At 39.9% G+C, this 19,371-nt stretch carries 16 protein-coding genes and 1 tRNA gene; 9 read left to right on the forward strand and 8 right to left on the reverse strand.

Translation table 11 applies throughout. The features are described from left to right. The first annotated feature begins 86 nt into the window (after positions 1-86). From HWN40_RS06660 to HWN40_RS06675, 4 genes are all read left to right on the forward strand, one after another. Positions 87-1,430 (forward strand): class I SAM-dependent methyltransferase, encoded by a 1,344-nt coding sequence (locus HWN40_RS06660; protein WP_176965004.1) that lies wholly within the window; start codon positions 87-89, stop codon positions 1,428-1,430. 9 nt (positions 1,431-1,439) lie between these two features. Next, the gene (locus HWN40_RS06665; protein WP_176965005.1) at positions 1,440-2,549 is read left to right on the forward strand and encodes a glycosyltransferase family 4 protein; all 1,110 of its coding nucleotides are present in this window, start codon (positions 1,440-1,442) and stop codon (positions 2,547-2,549) included. After that, positions 2,550-4,772 carry a glycosyltransferase gene (locus HWN40_RS06670; protein WP_176965006.1) on the forward strand — a complete coding sequence of 741 codons (2,223 nt, stop codon included), beginning with the start codon at positions 2,550-2,552 and terminating at the stop codon, positions 4,770-4,772. A gap of 136 nt (positions 4,773-4,908) precedes the next feature. Next, on the forward strand, positions 4,909-5,220 hold the full coding sequence (locus HWN40_RS06675; protein WP_176965007.1) for a DUF6122 family protein: 312 nt from the start codon (positions 4,909-4,911) through the stop codon (positions 5,218-5,220). Between the two features lie 31 nt (positions 5,221-5,251). Here HWN40_RS06675 and HWN40_RS06680 read toward each other — a convergent pair whose 3' ends face one another. Together HWN40_RS06680 and HWN40_RS06685 are read right to left on the reverse strand one after the other, a co-directional pair. After that, entirely contained in the window at positions 5,252-6,409 is a 1,158-nt protein-coding gene (locus tag HWN40_RS06680; protein ID WP_176965008.1) for a glycosyltransferase family 4 protein, read from the reverse strand. Between the two features lie 35 nt (positions 6,410-6,444). Next, positions 6,445-7,572, reverse strand: a complete 1,128-nt coding sequence (locus tag HWN40_RS06685; protein WP_176965009.1) for a glycosyltransferase family 2 protein — start codon at positions 7,570-7,572, stop codon at positions 6,445-6,447. A gap of 363 nt (positions 7,573-7,935) precedes the next feature. Between HWN40_RS06685 and HWN40_RS06690 the strand changes: the two genes are divergently transcribed. Both HWN40_RS06690 and HWN40_RS06695 read left to right on the forward strand, forming a co-directional pair. After that, positions 7,936-8,946, forward strand: coding sequence for a hypothetical protein (locus HWN40_RS06690; RefSeq protein WP_176965010.1), 1,011 nt, complete (start codon positions 7,936-7,938; stop codon positions 8,944-8,946). Continuing rightward, on the forward strand, positions 8,946-9,821 hold the full coding sequence (locus tag HWN40_RS06695; protein ID WP_176965011.1) for a mechanosensitive ion channel family protein: 876 nt from the start codon (positions 8,946-8,948) through the stop codon (positions 9,819-9,821). The genes HWN40_RS06690 and HWN40_RS06695 overlap by 1 nt, the downstream gene beginning before the upstream one ends. Before the next feature lie 43 nt (positions 9,822-9,864). On the opposite strand, the gene HWN40_RS06700 is transcribed toward HWN40_RS06695, so the two are convergent. Together HWN40_RS06700 and HWN40_RS06705 are read right to left on the reverse strand one after the other, a co-directional pair. Beyond that, positions 9,865-11,010, reverse strand: coding sequence for a PQQ-dependent sugar dehydrogenase (locus tag HWN40_RS06700; protein WP_176965012.1), 1,146 nt, complete (start codon positions 11,008-11,010; stop codon positions 9,865-9,867). Positions 11,011-11,317: 307 nt separating this feature from the next. Next, positions 11,318-11,581: a hypothetical protein gene (locus tag HWN40_RS06705; protein ID WP_176965013.1), complete on the reverse strand. Its 264-nt coding sequence runs from the start codon at positions 11,579-11,581 to the stop codon at positions 11,318-11,320. 254 nt (positions 11,582-11,835) lie between these two features. Between HWN40_RS06705 and HWN40_RS06710 the strand changes: the two genes are divergently transcribed. Continuing rightward, positions 11,836-13,098, forward strand: a complete 1,263-nt coding sequence (locus tag HWN40_RS06710; protein ID WP_246275853.1) for a lipopolysaccharide biosynthesis protein — start codon at positions 11,836-11,838, stop codon at positions 13,096-13,098. A 21-nt stretch (positions 13,099-13,119) separates the two neighbouring features. Here the strand turns inward: HWN40_RS06710 and HWN40_RS06715 are convergent. The 3 genes from HWN40_RS06715 to HWN40_RS06725 all read right to left on the reverse strand — a co-directional run bounded on the left by HWN40_RS06715 (position 13,120) and on the right by HWN40_RS06725 (position 13,990). After that, a tRNA-Gln gene (locus HWN40_RS06715) sits at positions 13,120-13,192 on the reverse strand. A gap of 57 nt (positions 13,193-13,249) precedes the next feature. Next, entirely contained in the window at positions 13,250-13,651 is a 402-nt protein-coding gene (locus HWN40_RS06720; RefSeq protein WP_176965015.1) for a hypothetical protein, read from the reverse strand. A gap of 15 nt (positions 13,652-13,666) precedes the next feature. Next, complete coding sequence (locus HWN40_RS06725) at positions 13,667-13,990, reverse strand: DUF2551 domain-containing protein (protein ID WP_176965016.1); 324 nt, start codon at positions 13,988-13,990, stop codon at positions 13,667-13,669. A 145-nt stretch (positions 13,991-14,135) separates the two neighbouring features. Between HWN40_RS06725 and HWN40_RS06730 the strand changes: the two genes are divergently transcribed. Next, entirely contained in the window at positions 14,136-14,639 is a 504-nt protein-coding gene (locus tag HWN40_RS06730; RefSeq protein ID WP_176965017.1) for a hypothetical protein, read from the forward strand. A 1,198-nt stretch (positions 14,640-15,837) separates the two neighbouring features. On the opposite strand, the gene HWN40_RS06735 is transcribed toward HWN40_RS06730, so the two are convergent. Further along, the gene (locus HWN40_RS06735; protein WP_176965018.1) at positions 15,838-15,975 is read right to left on the reverse strand and encodes a hypothetical protein; all 138 of its coding nucleotides are present in this window, start codon (positions 15,973-15,975) and stop codon (positions 15,838-15,840) included. Between the two features lie 2,261 nt (positions 15,976-18,236). Here HWN40_RS06735 and HWN40_RS06740 point away from each other — a divergent pair. Further along, positions 18,237-19,361 (forward strand): MFS transporter, encoded by a 1,125-nt coding sequence (locus HWN40_RS06740; protein WP_176965019.1) that lies wholly within the window; start codon positions 18,237-18,239, stop codon positions 19,359-19,361. The last annotated feature ends 10 nt before the right edge of the window (positions 19,362-19,371 follow it).

Here is a 19,371-nt window from a genome sequence, read left to right on the forward strand (position 1 = left end):
AGTTCATATGATATTTGTTTCGGATGAATATTCCATATGCCTGTTACCTATCGATATAAATTTTACATGGTTTCATATATGATTGCATGAGCAGTTTCCTTGATATACGTGATGATGAAATAGATGTCGAAGAGCTCATGCAGAGGATACATGAGAATATAACAAAGAGAAAAGAGAACGGGAAATATGATGAGGAAGAGATCTCAAAACTGAACAGTTTGTCCGCAGTTTACTATTCCGGCAACGGAGAACTTGATCCTCAGCTTGATCTTGAATATATACTCAACAACTGGGATGTCAGGAATGATACCTATTCCATTACTTCACATCGTCCTATAACCGGAAAACTACTCGTTAAAGGCAGGGAAATGGTTCACGGCGAGGTAAAGCGATATGTTGAACCTGTGAACTACCTGCAGTCAGAGTTTAACGAACATGTGGCTGACTTTAACACCGCTATCTATCAGAAATGTTCGGACCTTGAATCAGAGAATGAAACTCTGAGGTCGGAGCTGACCACGTTAAAAACAAAGTTCGACAAAATGTCGAAAATGCTTACAGATATCCTTCAGGACCATTCTGATAAATATTCAAAAAAGGATTTGACTGTTATTAGTGGTGAAGCAGTTGGAGAATCTGAGCTAGAAACAGGGAATATTTCTTTATCAGGCGATGAGAACCGCGCTGATACTGTAAAAAGTCAGGCTCCTATGAACTATTTTCTTTTCAGTGAAGAGATGGGCAAAGCATGGATAAAAGGGGGAGGTCCGTGTGTTAACGAACCCAATGTTTTCGAGGATTCAAAGGTACTTTTCAAAGACAGCAAAAATGTACTCGATATTGGCTGTGGCACAGGTACATTCCTCAAAGTACTGAAGGAAGCCGGGATCGGGGGTTATGGTATAGACCTCAACGAGGACTATGTGATGCTTTGTGAGAGGCTTGGTCTCGATGTTGTACGTGATGATGCGATCTCTCATCTAAAGTCACTTGAACTAAAGTCTCTTGACGGTGTTTTCATAAGCCAGCTTGTTGAACACCTTTCAAGTGAACAGCTACTGGAGATACTGGGGTTGTGCTATGAAAGGATGCAGTACGAATCCCACATTGTTATAAGCACACCCAATATCAGGAGTATGCTGGTGTCAACAAATCTCTTTTACATGGACCCGACACACAGGTCCCATGTTCATCCGGATGTCCTTACATTCATGCTTCGCTCATGTGGTTTCCGGGAGATAAGGGAACGGTACTATCAGCCTGTTGCTGAAAATATCAAACTCAGGAGAATCGAAACCGGTGAGATGTCATCCGAGAAAAGATCTGGCAACGGGTGTGAAGAACTGGTTGATGTATTCAATTCCAATACAGACAGGCTGAACAATCTTCTTTTCGGTTTTCGTGACTACTGTGTGATAGCCAAAAAGTGAGTGATTTCGATGGAAATTAATCAGGTTGCTCCGGCTTTGATATACGGGGACGCTGTAAGTAACAATGTCATTGCCCTCAGGGATACATTCAGAAGCATGGGATATAAATCCCAGATATACTCCAAATGGATCGATCCGGAGGTATCGGATCACGCCAAACCCCTGAACAAGTACAAAGGCGATGAGTCCAATATCCTGTTCTATCATTTTCCCCTTGCAGGTGGTGAGATTACCGACTTTGTGAAAGACCTGCCTGACAGAAAGATCCTGATGTATCATAACATCACTCCGCCTGAGTTCTATTTTAAGTACGATAAGCTTAGTGCACTTCAGTGTTCGGATGGTCTGAAAGAGGTTAAGGGTCTGACAGATGATTTTGAACTGGCGCTGGGCGTTTCGGAATTTAACCGGCAGGATCTTGTGAATTTTGGTTTCAGGAATACCGGGGTTCTTCCGATATTCTCTGATTTCGGGAAGTTCAATTCTGCGGGAAAAAAGTTGAAAGTGGATTCAGCAGAGGATAACGGTGTTGTGAACTTTCTGTTCGTAGGGCGAGTTGCACCCAATAAATGTTATGAGGATATCATAAAATCATTCTACTGCTATAACAGATACATAAACACAAATTCAAGACTCTATCTCGTCGGAAGTACACACATAAAGGCTTATGTCTCTCATCTTGAGAACCTTATTAAAGGACTCGAAATAGAAGATTCGATAATTTTTACAGGAAAGGTAAAGGATGAAGAACTGGCGGAACATTACCGGAATGCCGATGTCTTCCTGTGCATGAGCGAACATGAGGGATTCTGTGTACCTTTACTTGAAGCCATGCATTTCCATGTTCCAATAGTAGCCTACAGGGCAACAGGTGTTCCCTATACACTGGGCGATTCAGGTCTGCTTGTGGCTGAAAAGAATTACGTAAAAATAGCAGAGCTGATCAATGTCCTGCTACAGGATCAGAAGTTTAAACAAAGAATAATAACAAAGCAGGACCGACGCCTGGAGGACTTTGACAGGGCCCATGTAAGGGAGAAGATAAACCGGATTATTGAAACGATTGCAAACTCTCAGGAAAACTCAGATCTATCAAAGCCGGTATCTTCGGAGGTCTGAATGAAGGACAGCCCTGAAATATCGGTTGTGGTCTGCACCTATAACAGGGCAGAATATCTTGATGTATGCCTGCTTTCACTGCAAAGGCAATCCTTTGCGGATTACGAGATAATCGTTGTGAACGGTCCTTCCACCGACGGAACGGCCAGGGTCCTGAAAAAATATCCCGGCATAAAGGTAATCCTGCAGAAGGAACTAGATGGCCTCTCCTTTGCACGGAATCTGGGAATCCGTGCTGCAAAAGGTGAGATAGTTGCCTTCATTGACGACGATGCCGTAGCCGATGCAAAATGGCTGGAGAGGCTGGCTGTCGGTTATACAGATTCTGATATAGGTGGTGTGGGTGGTCTTGTTTACGGCCCTAAAAGAACTCACTATCATTTTGACAACGGTATCATAGGTAAATGCGGAATACCCGAGCCCATCAGGGAGCCTGAAGCTGTTGCAAAAAAAGGTGAGTTTACCATACTCATGGGAACCAATTGTTCGTTCCGCAGGTCCGCGTTACTGGAGGTTGGAGGTTTTGATCCCTATTTTCGCTACTATCACGACGAAAGTGAGCTCTGTGTGAGAATAACAAAAGCAGGTTACAGAATAGTCTATCAGAGGGCTGCCATTGTCGTGCACTATATGGTGGAAGGGCATAACCGCAGGTCTCCCTATGATCAGAACTGGTCCGAGATAGTGAAGAATGTGATCTATTATACGATGAAGAATTTTGGCAACGAGCCACTTTCCTATTCAGCACGTCCTGCATATTCATGTTACTGGTGGCTCAGTCATTTTAAAGATGATTACTTTGCCAGACAGATGTCCTTCGGGGAGCTCATGGGTATTTACAAAAAAATACTTGGAGGCACTCTGAAGGGTTACAGGGACGGCCTGAACTTCAATTTTGCTTCTGCAAAGGAGGAGCAAGGTCGTGATTATATAAGTGAGATTCCGGCGGAAATGTTCGAGATAAGAGAAGCACTTGAGAATGCATCCGTATATCATGTCAGGCAGGATAGTAAACCAACTGATCCTGTTTCCGATAAACTTAATATCGCATATATCAGCCAGGAATATTCCAGGGACTGTGGTGGTGGGAATTGTTTCCATACCCGCAATCTTGCCCGTGGATTTACGGAAATGGGTCATGAAGTGCATGTTATCGCACTCTCAGATAATGGCCGTAATCACAGTTATATGGACGGCAATGTCAATGTGCATAAAATAAAGCCATATCCTGTAAAATATCTTAACTTGGACCTTACGGATGATATGCCAGTTTCGAAAAAGAATATCGCTTTCAGCTATGCTGCAGCACTGAAACTCATGGAACTTAAAAACAGGTTTGGTGTACAGATTGCAGAAGCACCTTTATGGGATGCACAGGGTTTCGTACCTGCCTTGATATCCCCGGTGCCTCTTGTAATCAGATTGGTGACTCCATTATGTAAATTCATGGAAATACAGGAAATGGACAGTACAAAGGACCTGCGTCTTGCAAACTGGCTTGAAGGCGAAACCCTCCGACGGGCTGACAGACTTATTGCCATCAGTAACAATATCGGCGCACTCATAAGCGAGCACCACGGAGTTGGAAATGGTAAAATAGACTACGGGCCCCTTGGCATAGAAGCTCCTGACAGAGGATTGCTCAAAAACGAATCTAACGGTGATGAACTAAATATACTCTACGTCGGCAGGCTGGAAAAAAGAAAGGGAATCCACACCCTGTTCAAAGCCATTCCGGAGGTAGTGGAAAAAATACCCGATGCCAGATTCACAATCGTAGGAAGGGACACAGACATGGCTCCGGATGGTGGCTCTTTCAGGAAGTATCTGTTGAAGAACACTGATAAAAAGTATCATAAATTCATTTCTTTCACTGACTTTGTAAGCTCGGAAAAACTGCAGGAGCATTACAGGAACTGCGATATTTTCATTGCACCCTCGATCTATGAGTCATTTGGCCAGATATATATTGAGGCAATGGCATGGGGAAAACCTGTCATCGGTTGTAACGCAGGAGGCATCCCCGAAGTGATCGAGGACGGGCAGACAGGTTTTGTCATTACCCCGGAAAATGCCAGCGAGCTTGCCGAGCGTATAATTTCACTCGAGGACCATGAACTCAGAAGCAGAATGGGTATGCAGGGAAGAAAATCAGTGGAAGATGTCTTCTCCATAGAGAATATGGCCGATAAAACCTGCAAGGTTTACAGGGAATTGGTGTGAAATCAGAATTTATAAAATAATCTTCACAGGAATTTGTCATTAAATGTTCACTAAAATGTCATGAATATTTATGCCGGCAGAATCCAATAGTTCATTGGTGAAATGTTTGGATCTTTTGCATCATATATTTCTGTCCATGTCCATCAGTATTCTTAAAAACCTTGGAATCAGGGATACACGTTTCTTTGTCTATGCAAACCTGATAGATCTCGATCACCTGCTGACCTTTCCTGTAAACGATCCGTCCAGAAACTCCTTCGGGACACATATAATCCATCGGAATTGGTTAGCTCTTTCCATTGTCTCCCTGGCCATTGTATTTACCCGCTACAGATGGCTGGGTCTGGGGATACTGTTCCATTTTTTCCTCGACCTGATACATCACAGGTTCAAAACATTTTCGGAAAACAACAGAACAAGGTTCTACCTGCCACATCTTTTTTCATAAGATGTAACTTTTTCATATTTTCAGATCATGCTCAGGAAGTTATATTTTCCCTGAATTGCCGGAGCACTATATCCCAATCATAGTTTTCAGCCTTTTTTCTTGCTGCATCTGAAAAATTCCTGTAGTTATCCCCGATAAGTAGTTTTTTAGTCTTTTCAGCCATCTCCTTCTCATCCGGTTTTACAACAAAGCCGTCAATTCCGTCACTTACCAGGTATTGAGAGGCATTATACTCTGCTTTTACAGTGATTACCGGAAGTCCGCATGCATGGGCTTCTATGACACTTATGCCAAAACCTTCCCGACTTGACGGAAGAATGAATATCTTTGAAACTCTCAGTTTTTCTATTAATGAGCCATAATCAAGAAAATCCGTGAATTCTACGTTGTCACTTAGATCCAGTCTAAATGCCAGATCCGTTAGCTCCTCCTTCCGGGGACCTTCGCCTATTATGCAACATCTGATATCCGGAATATCCCTTTTAAGCAGGGATGCCGCCCTGATGAGCATATCCACATTTTTCTCACGGATGAGCCTTCCTGCAAATACAATATCGTATCTCTTTTTTTCAGGGTCATGTGGAGTAAATTCTGCCCTTTTATCTGGCTCTGCAATACTGCTTATGTCGATACCATTCGGTATGACACAAACATCTGTCTCCGGCACGCCCAGATCTTCAAGTCTCTTTTCTGTAAGTTTCGAAACAGCGATATTGTTATCAGCTATTTTTGAAACAACTCTTTCAACCACTTTGCCGAAAAAGCCAGCTCTTCCCATATAATCATACCAGTAATCATCCCATACCTCATGCCATGTATAGCGTACAGGGGTTTTTGTTTTTCTAAGTCCGGATACAGCCTTTACCGTAAAGCATGAAAAATACGGGAACACACTCACATCAATAAGGTCAAAACTCTCACTTTTCAGATGCGGATACAGACTCACTGCAAATACAAGTGCTTCCCGGATGGATCTCTTGTCACCGTTATAAAGATCCCTTGCCTTACAAACACCATGTAATACCATACCTTCGTTTTCGATCACATTCTCTCCCTTCCACCACTTGACCCCAAAGAGATGGACCTCATCACCTTCACAGACCAGACGTCTGCCAAGCTCATAGATCCGTTTTTCAGCACCCCCCTTCACCCAGGGGTACACGGCATCATAGACAAAGGCGATCTTCATTCATCATCACTTAATTCCAGCTATTCCTGTACGGATCATTCTTCCGCATCCGTATCAAGGAGCATCATACTTGTGAAAATAGCACCGAAGATCACCTGGATACCTACGGCAACGAATACCATTGAGATAATAGCATACTGTATCTCGGAAATAGTGCCATAACCTGCAGATATCCACTGGTATACGATATACAGCCCGAAAGATATACCTGCCACGAGAATAACGGAACCAAGCAGCAACTCCCTCTCCAATGAACGATACGACAGGAGTTTGTTATTATCATTCTTTTTTTCATACAGGCCGTGAATGGACCCGTATGTCTTCACATAACTGCCAGTGGAAAGGATCTGCGCTCCTATGATCAGCAGCATACTGCCAAGTATGAATGAATGCAAACCAAGGCTGATAACCGAACCCCTGAGCAGCAGTGCGGTTGTCATCAGCGTGCCGATCAGCATGACAATGGCACCCGGTACAAAAAGGAAAGGAACGGGACGGTAAAGCATCATGAAACGAACGTGTCGCCAGCCATCATGAAAAGATCTCAGTTTTGAGGGTGCATCCCTTCTGTAATATGTGATTGGAACCTCTTTTATCCTCAGTCCCTTATAGGCTGCTTCGATTACCATCTCTGAAGCAAATTCCATGCCCCGGGCCTTGAGGGCAAGCCTGTCAAGTGCGTCTCTTGTGAAGGCCCTCATCCCGCAATGTGCATCCGATATATTCATAGTAAAGAGCCTGTCCAGCAGCCAGGTAAGAAACGGATTACCTATATACTGATGGAGCCAGGGCATAGATCCTTCCTGAATATCGCCTTTAAGCCTTGTACCTATAACAAAATCGGCTTCCCCTTTCATCAGGTAATCCAGAAAGCGTGGCAACTCCTCGAGGTCATATGTGTTATCTGCATCAGCTATTGCTATATAGTCCCCCTGTGCGTTCGCAAGACCGGTTATGTAGGCATTACCGTAGCCTGTCACCGATTCAATGACCCTTGATCCCATTGACCGGGCAATTTCTGCGGTGGAGTCACTTGAGTTGTCAACAACTATAACCTCACCCTCGACTCCGTAGTGACCAAATATTTTCTTTGATTTTTCTATACAGGTCCTGATAGTTTTTTCTTCATTCATTGAAGGCATAACTATGGAAATTACAGGCATATACAAAACCACGTTTCAGTCCCGGACGATTATTCAAAGATCCGGATACTTGTAAGTATAATCAGCTGTGATATCTCTCTGCTAAGGGTTCGTAAAATAATCCTCACGAACACTTACCCCCTAAATCCAGTCATACTATGGTGTTACACTACTTAATCTAATTCTAATTGAATCTATTAGCCAGAGATTTATTTTGCAGATATTGAAATTCATTTTGTGATTGTAGACACTAATTCAATATTTATTTCAGAAAAAATCTCACTTTTCAGCAGGAAATGTTACTAATGAATACATGTGACAGATGATTACTTATGTTCATTCACCAATAAAGTAAAAGGGTTTAGTGGGATAGGTGTATACAAAATGCCCGGGGACTTCGTAGCGGGGTATACTGAAGAGACTGAAAAAGTAGTGGATGCTATCCGTAAATCTGGCATCGAGCCGGTTAATATAGCTATATTTTCCGAGCCCTTTGCAGGTAAAACAACTTTCTTAAATCACATATATGCCAGATTCAGAGGCAGGGCCGCAAGAATCAGTATTTCACATTCAGATGATATCAGCTACCTGAAAGAGCATTTAAAGGGTATCCGGGAGAACATTCTTTTCATTGATGATTGTCACCTGTTATATGACAGAAAAGTGGACGGTTTTGAAGAACTTAAAGACCTTCTGGATTTCATCGGGGAAAGTACTGAAAAGATCTTCATCACGAGCTGGAACATATTCTCATGGAACTACCTGAATAAGACACATCATATCGAAAAACACTTTCCCTGCCGGATAGAACTTCCGGAATTTGAAGTGGAACAAATAAGATCTGTCCTTCTGGCTCCATACATATCAGGAGACATTCTGTTTGAGTCAGGAGAGAAAAACGGCATAGAACATGTTCTTGAATTTAAGAGCTATACCCTGAATTTAAAGCGGATGGATAAGAAGATCAATATACCTTATCCGAATTTTCATTATAATCTGTTAAAAGAGAAACTCAGTTTTAAAAAGAAGGCAACACCGGATGAAGTGGCATTTACTAAAATAAAGGAGAACTCCTCAGGGAACATACTGCTGTCGAAAATAATATGGGAGAAGAGCCTGCAGGGTTCCACTATCAGAGTAACTGATATATATTCTCCTTCTTATGAGGTAAAACTCGAATATGATACCTTGTTTATTGGATTTTTGATACTTTCAATGGGTAATATATCCAAAAAAAGACTCGGATCCACTATAGGCGATGAAATAGACATTACGAGATCATTATCATTACTGCTTGAGCACAAAATAATAAGGATCAAAGACGGGATTTGCTCTATAAGACCTGAAGCAATGCACCACATCGGATCTCTGGCCAGAAACAGGAGGTTGCTCTGATGGCAAACCCGTCATCCAATGCTGCTGAAACACTGCTTTCTCTATTCAACATTGAAGTCATTCTGCAGATCATTTTTCTGTTGGTGTTCTCTTATGTGTTTGTAAGGATAATGATCTTCTTTATCCTGCGCCTGTCTGAAAGATTTGATAAATACAGGGTACAGATACGTATGATCTCACCGATCATCAAGATTACAGTATATGTGCTTGTTCTGTACCTCATAGCTTCTTCTATACTGGCTATTTCAACCAGTCAGCTGGTGGCTTTTAGTGCTGTTGCCGGTGCGATCATCGGTTTTGGACTTAAGGACCTGTTCTCGGATCTTGTGGGAGGCATAGTGATCATACTGGAACACCCCTATCATGTAGGCGACCAGATTGAGATGGGAGATTATTACGGAGAGGTGGTTGATATTGGTCTCAGGTCAACCGTACTCCAGACACCTGACGACAATATGGTTTCCGCCCCCAATAGTCTCATATTTACGGAAAGTGTGGCCAGTGGCAACTACGGAAGTGCCGAGATGATGATCGTTACTGACATGTTCATGGACCCTAAGTCCGATGCATACCTTGCCATGAGGATAGCAGAAGAAGCTGCCTTTACATCCAAGTACATTTTACTTGATGAGGATCACCGGATAACAGTACTGTTGAACGAGTTCCCGTCTCATCTCAGGGTACGTGTAAAAGCATATGTAAACGATCTCAGATACGAGTTCAAGTTCAGGTCTGATATAACCCGACGAAGCTGGAAGGCCTTTTCAGAACATGGTATCAAAGCCCCTGAAGCCTTTTTCCCGGGTTACTATGATAGGGATTCCACAGGCGGTCGATCATCCGGTAGAAGTACTGGTGGTTCCAGTGATCGGTGAAGCCAGAATCATTCTAAATGATTGAGAGGAAACACAATCGATCTTACAATTTACTGACATTGATCCGTATTATTCTATCATCAGTACTGACAGGATCTCCTCTTCCGTCACGGTTGCTTGTAAGCAGATAGAGGTTTCCTTCAGGTCCTGCCACAACATCTCTTAACCTGCCGAATTCTCCGGTAAAATGGCTCTGCAGACCGACAGATACGGCTTCTGCATCTTGATCAATGGAAGCCTCATACAGACTCTCTCCCCTGAGGCCGGCAAAAAATACAGAACCGTTTAGATAGGCAGCACCCGAGGGAGCCCAGGTATCTTCACCACTATGGATTACAGGTGATACCATGTCTTCTGCAGTCTCATCTCCTATAATCTGCGGCCATCCGTAGTTATTCCCGGCTCCTATCAGGTTCAGTTCGTCATGGGCACTGGAACCATGTTCTGTGGCCCACAGTCTTCCCTGCTCATCCCATGCAAGTCCCTGGGGATTTCGATGTCCAAGGGTGTAGACAGGAGAATTCCCGAAGGGATTATCTTCCGGTACATCCCCATTATCATTCAGTCTCAATATCTTTCCGGCAAGGGAATCCGGGTCCTGGGCAAGGGAGGACTGTCCAGCATCTCCTGTTGTGATGTAGAGCATACCATCAGGTCCGAACTTGATTCTGCCTCCGTTGTGTATTCCGCTTGCAGGTATGCCATCAATAATAAGCTGATCCTCTGTTAGCTCGTTGCTCCGATGCGTATACCTGACCACTTTATTAGACAGAGCTCCTTCTTCACTGTAGGTATAATACAGATAGATGAAGCTGTTATTTTCATAATCAGGATGGACCGCTATCCCAAGCAGTCCACCTTCTCCTGTAGCACTTACTTCATCTATGCTTAGCAAAGGTTCTTCAGATAGACCCTGTCCTGCATCTATCAGGCGAACATTTCCGGGTCTTTCTGTAAAAATAATACTGCCATCAGGTAAGAAATCAAGACTCCAGGGAACTTCAAGCTCTTCGGCTAACACTACGGCAACAGGCTGTTCACTACTGTTGCCGGAATCTGATGAGAGATTACCGGCTTCAGGAAGTTCCGTTTGATCCTGTGAATCAAGACACCCGGAACCCATTAAAGTTACAAGTGAAATGATTACGATCAGGAATATGGAAAGAACGAAGCAACTGGAGTTTTTCATATTGATATCAGTTCCATAATAGAGAAAATAAGAGTGAATTATTTATTTTTGTACAGGATCAGGCAGGAGTAACGTATTTCCTCATAGCGGGAATCATACGCACTGGAAAATTTTACATCTATAACCTTTTTATCAGTATTTTCACTAATCCACCTGTTCACATCCACTGCAGACTCGCAGAACTTTACACCTTTAACTGATGTCAAATATATCTCCCCACTTAAGATAGTAGTTCTCTTCAATATAAATCTGCTGATTTTAACCCTCACTTTTCATTGTCAATATGAGAGTAAAATGTAAAAGAGCATCAAAGTTCAAGAAGAAGCAATATTACTCCTGAAAGTCCCAGCACAGCGGCAATGACAATGACCCATAAACTCTCTGTTTTTACTTCGGATGCATCAGAATGCAATGTGAAATAACCGGCGTGAAGCAGATAACCCACACCAGCAAGAGCAAATAATGCTAAACTGATGCTAAAACCCTGTGTGAGCAAACCGTGAACACCTATTACTCCCAAACTTAAACCTAAAACCAGTGTTGATGCACGATAGAGTAATTTATGCTTCATGTAATTTAAATCTGGAATAAACGAATAAATATCTATTGCTTTTAAATAAATACAAAATTATGGCTCATTAACAATAGCATTTATTATTGTAAAGTTACATCCTATATAGTGTAAATATCGGGTTGGTAAATAGTGGTGGGCTATAAGTACATCGTAGAACTGTTTAGTATGTAAAAACGATTTGTCAGGTATTTGTGGATCGGGTCTGTCTGTTGTGTGATACATATATGAAAGAATCGTTTATTCCAGGCTTCGTGAAGGAGAAACGTAAAATCAGTATTGATCGATTATTTTTGAGTCTTAAGGACCCGCTTTATAGGAACTCCCTCTTTCTTCTGCTTGGAAGGTTACTGAATGTCGGGATGGGATTTCTATTCTGGTTGATAGCCGCCAGGCTCTATCCTACAGGGGAGGTTGGTATTGCAACTGCGCTGATCACATCCCTTGGATTAATAGTGTTTATTTCCAGTCTGGGATTCAATTTCTCTCTCATTCGTTATATCAATATAAATGTTAAAGAGAATGTGCTGAGCACTTCTATTATAATTACTACTGTAGCAGCTGCTATTGTAGCGATAGCATATCTGGTGATCGTCAATAACGTATTACACAGTATATCCATTCTCCAGAAAACAGGATATGCCCTGTTCTTTTTTATAACAGTGGTAGTAAATTCTGTCTTTTTTATGAGTGGAGAGGCTTTTAAGGCTCTGAGGGATACAAGGGATTTCTTCCTGCAGAACCTTGCTCTTGCTATCAGGGTCCCGCTACTCCTTCCATTTGTCTTCATGGGAAACTTTGGGATATTCGGAGCAATAGGTGTGACTTACATGATTTCAACTGTTTTTAGTTTACATCTATTGCTCAAAAGGGCCAATATAATCCCCAAAATTGACAAAGAATATCTGAAAGAATCATTCACTTTCTCTTCTGGAAACTACGTTTCAAACCTGCTGTATGAAAGTCCCGCACTAATGATGCCTACAATAATACTGAGCCTTCTCGGAGAAGAGGAAGCGGCTCTGTATTACATTGCATATTCGGTAAGTAACCTGATATGGATAGCACCCATGGCAATAAGCACCTCTCTTTTTGTGGAGGGTAGCTACGGGGAAGGGATCAAGAGGAACCTGATAAGATCAGGGGTTGTGGTTTTTATTCTGCTTATACCGAGTATATTAATAGTGTACATTTTTGGCAGCACTATATTGCAGATATTTGGAGAAGATTATGTAGAGGCTCTATCTTTGCTTCACATTCTTGTGCTGTCAAGCTTCTTTGTAGTACTGCATAATTTTTTCGTTCCTGTATTGAATATACAAATGAAGGTAAAAGAGCTGATGAAAGTAAATTTCATCCGTTTTTCACTATTGCTGGGTCTTTCATATGTACTGCTTGGAGAATATGGGGTCGTTGGCTTTGGATATGCCTGGATGCTAAGCTACATGGTACTTACACTTGTAATGCTTCGAATCTCCTGGAGAGAAGGATGGATATGCATCGGGAAAAACAAATAATTGTTAATTAAAAAAGTTTAGTAGCCCGGCACGGATTCGAACCGAAGTTGCGGGATCCAGAGTCCTGCATGATTGACCACTACACTACCGGGCTTCTCTGAAAGCACTCCTACATTGCAATAGTCACATATTAAGATATCGGTCGGAATTGTTATAGACTCTCTGGTCCCTCATCGAGTACTGCAGTCCACCACCATCTGGCCATGTCTATAAGGTCTTTGCTGAACTGACCTGAAAGCCTGTACTCACCGTTACGGTTGGATATCAGGCCCGCTCCAAGTAATTTATTGCGCATGGAATAGAATGACGCTCGGCCGATATCAAGCTCCTCAAGCAGTTTCTGCCATTCATTCGTTTTGATAGGATTGCCACTTTTCTGACGCTCCTCTACCATTATCAGAAATTTCTGCCCTCTTACAGCAGTTTCTTCTTCCTGGAAAAGGCGCCGCATAAGGTTGTAGTAAGGATCCCTTGAGTGAGTGATGCGGGCATTTGCATCGGAGCGTATCACTATTGTCGTGGAAGTTCTTGGTGCGTTTTTGACTATTGACATAGTAATCTAATAAAATCAGGTAGCAGGAGTCGATTCTTTTGATTCGAGAGTACTTTTAATAAGGTCAACGTATTCCTCTTTTAGAGAATAGACTATCGGAGTCTTATACGATTCCTTGTGGGACCTCAAAACACCGAGTTTAGAGTAAATGTATCCTACCATTGATGCAACCGCGCTGCGTGATATGTCATACTTCTGAGTAATGGACGTATGTAGCTCATCCACAGTGGTTTCTTTTACATCAAGGAATTTTGATAGAATATAGCTGCGAAGACCATTTACATCAAGTTCGATAAACCGTTGTAGTCTCCGTTTTATTTTTGATCGAATTGAATCCACAGTCACACCTCATGCTATTTGCATATAGCATTTTTTATATGAACTTCTATCTATAAATAGGTTTTTAAATTTTTATACCATGATATCCTAAAAAACTTATAGGATATTGACATAAGACCAATTCCTCAGTTTTCCCGGTGATTCTATGTCTTACACATATGATCCAAAAAACAACACGCTGTTCCATAAAAAAACGGAACTACCCCTGGACGGCCTTGAAAAGAACTTCATCGGCGCATGCAGTAAGTGTAATGCCGATGTCTTTAGCATAAGTTATCACACATATCATGATCAGAATGCAGTTGCCGCAAAATGTACAAACTGCGGCCAGATGTATGCTATTTTATATGATGCGTTGTGGAACTGGACCGGTGAACACATGATCAGGTATAATTGTCCCAATTCTGCTAACCCAGAGAAAGAAAGCTCACATGCTACTGAAAACGAATATTATGAGTGCACAAATGAAGAGCTAAAGACTTTACAGTCAATTCCTAAAAAGAAACTTGAAACAGTTTTCACTCCTGCAGAAATTGATACTCTGTTTGCCAAAGCAGCTGGCAAGAAACACGTCCGACAATATCTATACAGGGCCAGAAAAAAGTTTGATGATTTCAATGAATTATTTGATATTTACCTGAAAATATAATATATCATAGCCAGAGAACTTACAAAAAAAGCACCATAAGTAATTACTATAATAGTCTAATGTATATGTTAAACAATTGGTTGGAGTGTAACAAAAAACAGTTACAATCAATAATACTGTAATTATAATAACTAAAATATTAAGTTAATATTATAATATAATTTAAAATAATTTTATTTGTTCGTTATCAACCAAACAAAGATGCATTTTCAGCTATGTTCAGAAAATGAGAGCTGTGTAATAAATGCGTCATATATAATTACTATTGGTTATTACATGTGTGCTCTTACTAAAATTCTATACATCTGCGACATTTTATTAATACTATTTTTATATATACAAACTTGGCATGCATAGTATAGCCTAAACAAACTATAAACCTATAAGTTGATATATCCCAAGAGTTAATATTATTTTACATAGTTAATTGTATTTTTTGATCTGCCTTCCTATGATTTGGATGAAAATTATAACAGGTTTTTACTTATTCAAAAGACTATATGCATGAAATGCGATAAAACTATGAATATACGAATCTCACTATTTTTTTGCAGATAATCACGGGGTTGAAGGTGACAACATATCAATTCTTATAGTCTTTGTAACGATCGAGTTCAGAAAAACATACCCTTTCACTTAACTTTGTAAATTCATACTATATACTATAGGAATAAGCTATTTTTGAAATGCCGATTTTTGCCGAAAAATAGCCTATTTTTCAAAAATGAATGCAAGAAAAACAGTTAAAATTTTATTTGTACTGGTTTCAGTCAAGATCTGAACAAAAAATAGTCATTATTACTTTAAGTTATGCTGAGCATCAATAATATTACAAAATCCCTCGTTTTGTCAGGAAAATCTAAAGATCACAGATTTTAGGTAAATTTCACATGGATTTTCCAAGGCATAACAATATAATTATTGCACTAATGTTATAATTGTATTTTTGACTCACAACCTATAGACTAAATGAACTAAAAATAATATTATAAAAATAGTCTTAATTAATACTACTTCGTAACAAAATTTCTAAATATACTTACTAAACAATTATTGATTTTACATACTTATTGAATTATTTATGTTTTTTTACAAACTATATGCAATAATTTATTATTGTTAAATCTGCAAATTTTCTATATACTAGAGTGTATGCTTTGATAAACTTTTGAGTGTAACGTTAATTTGTTACACTCGCTTATTTTGGAGACACTTTGTAATTCTCGCATTCTTCTACTCTACCCTGAATACTTCCTAACTTATACCAGACAGAAGCATTAATAGCAGTGTTTACAACTATCCCAATGGATAAAATAGCTGTTTCAATTTCCTGCATTATCCTCCTCTCCTGTTGCGAAGTAGTAAGCTACCACTGATCCGGTAAGTGTTAGGATCTCCGATGATGGAATTTGCAGGGCAGTAAAAGCAATACTCGCACCTGTTAAGGAGATCGCTAGAGCTGCCCGAATACATTTTTTAGGTAGCTTAAAAGCATTACTCATGTGAAAATTCTCTGTGTTTTTTTAGGATAAAGAGTTAGAAAATGTTATTATACAGAAATTAAAGTTAGTTCATAACAAAAACTGAAAATAGCGCCCTTTCAATGGGGAGTGGGGGGTCTTTAAAACGGGGGGTTCTAAAGATTAAATAAAAGAGTTTGAAAGGGCGCTAAATAGTAATTTAGTTTCTTACCATAAATACGTATTTGAACTATCATATTATAATAACAGAGTTTGCCTATATCCGCACCAGTGGAACAGGTTTTAAAGTACCTCTTTTGATCTACCAGAACATAATGATAATCTTCAAGCGCTCTGACTGCAGCTCCTAAGCCCGCTGATAGATTCCATGTGCGATAATCATTTTGGCCAGTGAGTCTGAAGAATATAAGATAATGCGCAAGCGTTACTAAACCAATATTAAGCTGTGTTGGCATCCAGGGAACGTACCCGGTAGCTAACCTGATATGCTGTTAAAGTAGTTCAGCTCATCGATATGGTCAGGCAGGGCTTCTATTTACAGCTATTTATTTACGAACAAATTCGTTACTGGCGACGCAAGATTATTCTACCACTCAATCCGCACGATCGCTCATGTGTGTGGTGAAATAAAAGTTTTCAGGAAGGAGATATTTATTCTTCTCTAAACAAATAGCAGATATTAGAGAAAAAGGGCATCGATAGGATCTATTGATGCCTTCCTGTGAGGAATGGAGAGTGGGGTTATGGGTTGGCTTATTTTAAAAATGATTGCTCACAAATATAACTTGTGTGCCACTGATATATAGCAGTATGCAGCAAAAGATATATTATGTATACCTAAAAACTAAGCCGGTTTTTTGAAAAGTAGTTTAATTTCACGATATCAGTAACAGAAAAACTAGAGTTACAGTTCTGAAAATAAAGTGTTCATGGCGCCCTTTTATAAGTGGGGGAGCGGGTCTTTAAATATGATTTAAAGACTTGTTTTAAAAAAGTGCCTTAGAATTTAGGGCGCCTATTTACAGTAATTTACTTAAGTAGTATATATTATTACCTAAATTACTCTAAATTATAGTGGAATATCTGATTTTAATCCAATTTTCGCCAACATAATAGAAGAGTAAATTTTTTCAAGGTGCCCTTGTTCCATACTTAGATAAAACAGTAGCTAGCGTCTGACTACTGGTGGATTAAACCACATTTTTATTGTTGGTTGGGTTCTTTAAGAGCTGTCATTGATAAGGGCACCATTATATTATCTTTCACAGAATGCATATATCATTTTTGAACCTTTGTTTCCTCATATAATTACTCCTATGTATAATGAAAAATAGATCCTGAATTTTGTTTGGAATGTATAATTTATTTCTACATATAACCTGATTCAAAAAAATATTCAGAACCTCATCCAAAACAATGGAGGAAAAGTATATTTTTTATGACTGTATATACTAAATAATAGTATTTTTATAAAAATATTTCTTGTTGGGAACTGATAGGCTATATGCCCATAAATTATTATTATAAAAATAATCTAATATAATATACTGTACAAACTTTTTTGAGCAAGAGCCATATATACATACTTTAGTGAATACTTTAATTTTTTACTATGTCGCGCCAAATAGATACTTTGCATTATTCTATAAAATTACAGATAGTAAATTAAATAAAGTAATGTTTCTAATTTATAAATCTTATATTAACAATGTAATATCAAACTCGATATTGAAGACATATAGTCACGTTAATCTTCTTAATATGGTACTTTCAAATTGAAATACAGGTCAGAAATAACAGTTAAATCAATAAAGTTTACTGGATTAATTTCAATGTTAATTTATTTCATTGTTAAATATATACTAAAATATCTGTATACTTAAATTAACAAAGTAACAATACTATATTACTGAACAATATTATATATAGGGTCGAAAGTATAGTAAAAATATAGTTATTTGTAAAATTATTAATTATGTATAAAGATATAAATTTTTGATTATGTATGGTCAGAATCCCTCAAAAAATGAGAGATAAAAATTCATAGACCTGCTTAAAACCACGATAAAACTATTAACTTTAGGACCATTAAAATCTAAAACAAAGGGGAGAAGAAATGGACAAAAACAGGTTTTTGCTTTACTCCACCGTCTTTCTGATAATGGGCCTATCCAATGCAGTTATTCCGGTACTGCCGGAAATTGTAGCAGGCAACCATAGTACATATGGAGCCTTTGCATCAAGCCTTTTGTTCTCAGGTTACTTTATTGGGGCACTGATCACTATGCTGCCCTTCGGTTTTTTATCTGACAGATATGACCGGCTTAAATTCGTAGTCCTGGCCATCTTCCTGACGCTAATCTCCGGAATTACACTTTTGTTAACAGAGAACCTGTATATCCTTGTAATCGCCAGACTTGTTGAAGGAAGTGCATGCGGAGCATTTTTTCCTGTAGCCTATGCATTGCTGTCAGAGTATGAGGCCAGGACCAGATACATCGGCGAGTTCAACTTTCTTCTGAATGCTGGCCTTGCAGTGGGAGTGGCCCTGGCAGGCTATCTGGCAGGATGGTACATCAAAGGTGGGATTATACTATTCACCGGCATTGCATCCATACTATCTGTTGCAGGGATATCCCTGCTTGCAGGACGCAGCAGGTCCGAAAAAGTGAGAGTTAATGATACAATCAGCAAACCGGATCTGAACAGGATAGCCAGTCATTTCACAAACCTGAACTACCTTCGCATATGGATAATCACTTTCCTTCTGCTTGGTCTGACAGGAGTTATCATTGCCTTCTATCCGGATTACAGTCAGGACTTCCTGAGTAAAACCGCATTGGGACTATCCATAGCTGCGCTTTATCTGAGTGCAATGGTAAGCAATATTGTTGTAGGACGCATGAACCTGAACTATAATTATATGATCCGGGCAGGTATATTGATTGCTGTTGCAGGTACACTGGTAGCCATTCACCATCCGGTACTTGGTTTTACACTGATCGGCATTGGTTCCGGTACAGGCATAATAGGTCTTCCTGTGGCAGTATCACATATGAATATCGAGAGAGGACTTGCAATGGGAATCTTCAACACCTATACATATGCAGGTCTGGGTCTGATGCCGCTGTTTGCAGGAACATTCCTTGGAATTCTGGGATTTGAAGCAATATTCGTTGTCAGTGCAATACTCCTGTTCATGTCATTCTTCCTGCGGGATAGCCTGAAAAGTGAGGATTAGACAGGCATTA

The organism is Methanolobus zinderi (genome assembly GCF_013388255.1).
Taxonomy (GTDB): domain Archaea; phylum Halobacteriota; class Methanosarcinia; order Methanosarcinales; family Methanosarcinaceae; genus Methanolobus; species Methanolobus zinderi.

Excerpts from the sequence above, each read along its gene's own strand:
- HWN40_RS06660 (WP_176965004.1), top strand. The coding sequence starts at position 87 with ATGAGCAGTTTCCTTGATATACGTGATGATGAAATAGATGTCGAAGAG.
- HWN40_RS06665 (WP_176965005.1), top strand. The coding sequence starts at position 1,440 with ATGGAAATTAATCAGGTTGCTCCGGCTTTGATATACGGGGACGCTGTA.
- HWN40_RS06670 (WP_176965006.1), top strand. The coding sequence starts at position 2,550 with ATGAAGGACAGCCCTGAAATATCGGTTGTGGTCTGCACCTATAACAGG.
- HWN40_RS06675 (WP_176965007.1), top strand. The coding sequence starts at position 4,909 with ATGTCCATCAGTATTCTTAAAAACCTTGGAATCAGGGATACACGTTTC.
- HWN40_RS06680 (WP_176965008.1), bottom strand. The coding sequence starts at position 6,409 with ATGAAGATCGCCTTTGTCTATGATGCCGTGTACCCCTGGGTGAAGGGG.
- HWN40_RS06685 (WP_176965009.1), bottom strand. The coding sequence starts at position 7,572 with ATGCCTGTAATTTCCATAGTTATGCCTTCAATGAATGAAGAAAAAACT.
- HWN40_RS06690 (WP_176965010.1), top strand. The coding sequence starts at position 7,936 with ATGCCCGGGGACTTCGTAGCGGGGTATACTGAAGAGACTGAAAAAGTA.
- HWN40_RS06695 (WP_176965011.1), top strand. The coding sequence starts at position 8,946 with ATGGCAAACCCGTCATCCAATGCTGCTGAAACACTGCTTTCTCTATTC.
- HWN40_RS06700 (WP_176965012.1), bottom strand. The coding sequence starts at position 11,010 with ATGAAAAACTCCAGTTGCTTCGTTCTTTCCATATTCCTGATCGTAATC.
- HWN40_RS06705 (WP_176965013.1), bottom strand. The coding sequence starts at position 11,581 with ATGAAGCATAAATTACTCTATCGTGCATCAACACTGGTTTTAGGTTTA.
- HWN40_RS06720 (WP_176965015.1), bottom strand. The coding sequence starts at position 13,651 with ATGTCAATAGTCAAAAACGCACCAAGAACTTCCACGACAATAGTGATA.
- HWN40_RS06730 (WP_176965017.1), top strand. The coding sequence starts at position 14,136 with ATGTCTTACACATATGATCCAAAAAACAACACGCTGTTCCATAAAAAA.
- HWN40_RS06735 (WP_176965018.1), bottom strand. The coding sequence starts at position 15,975 with ATGCAGGAAATTGAAACAGCTATTTTATCCATTGGGATAGTTGTAAAC.
- HWN40_RS06740 (WP_176965019.1), top strand. The coding sequence starts at position 18,237 with ATGGACAAAAACAGGTTTTTGCTTTACTCCACCGTCTTTCTGATAATG.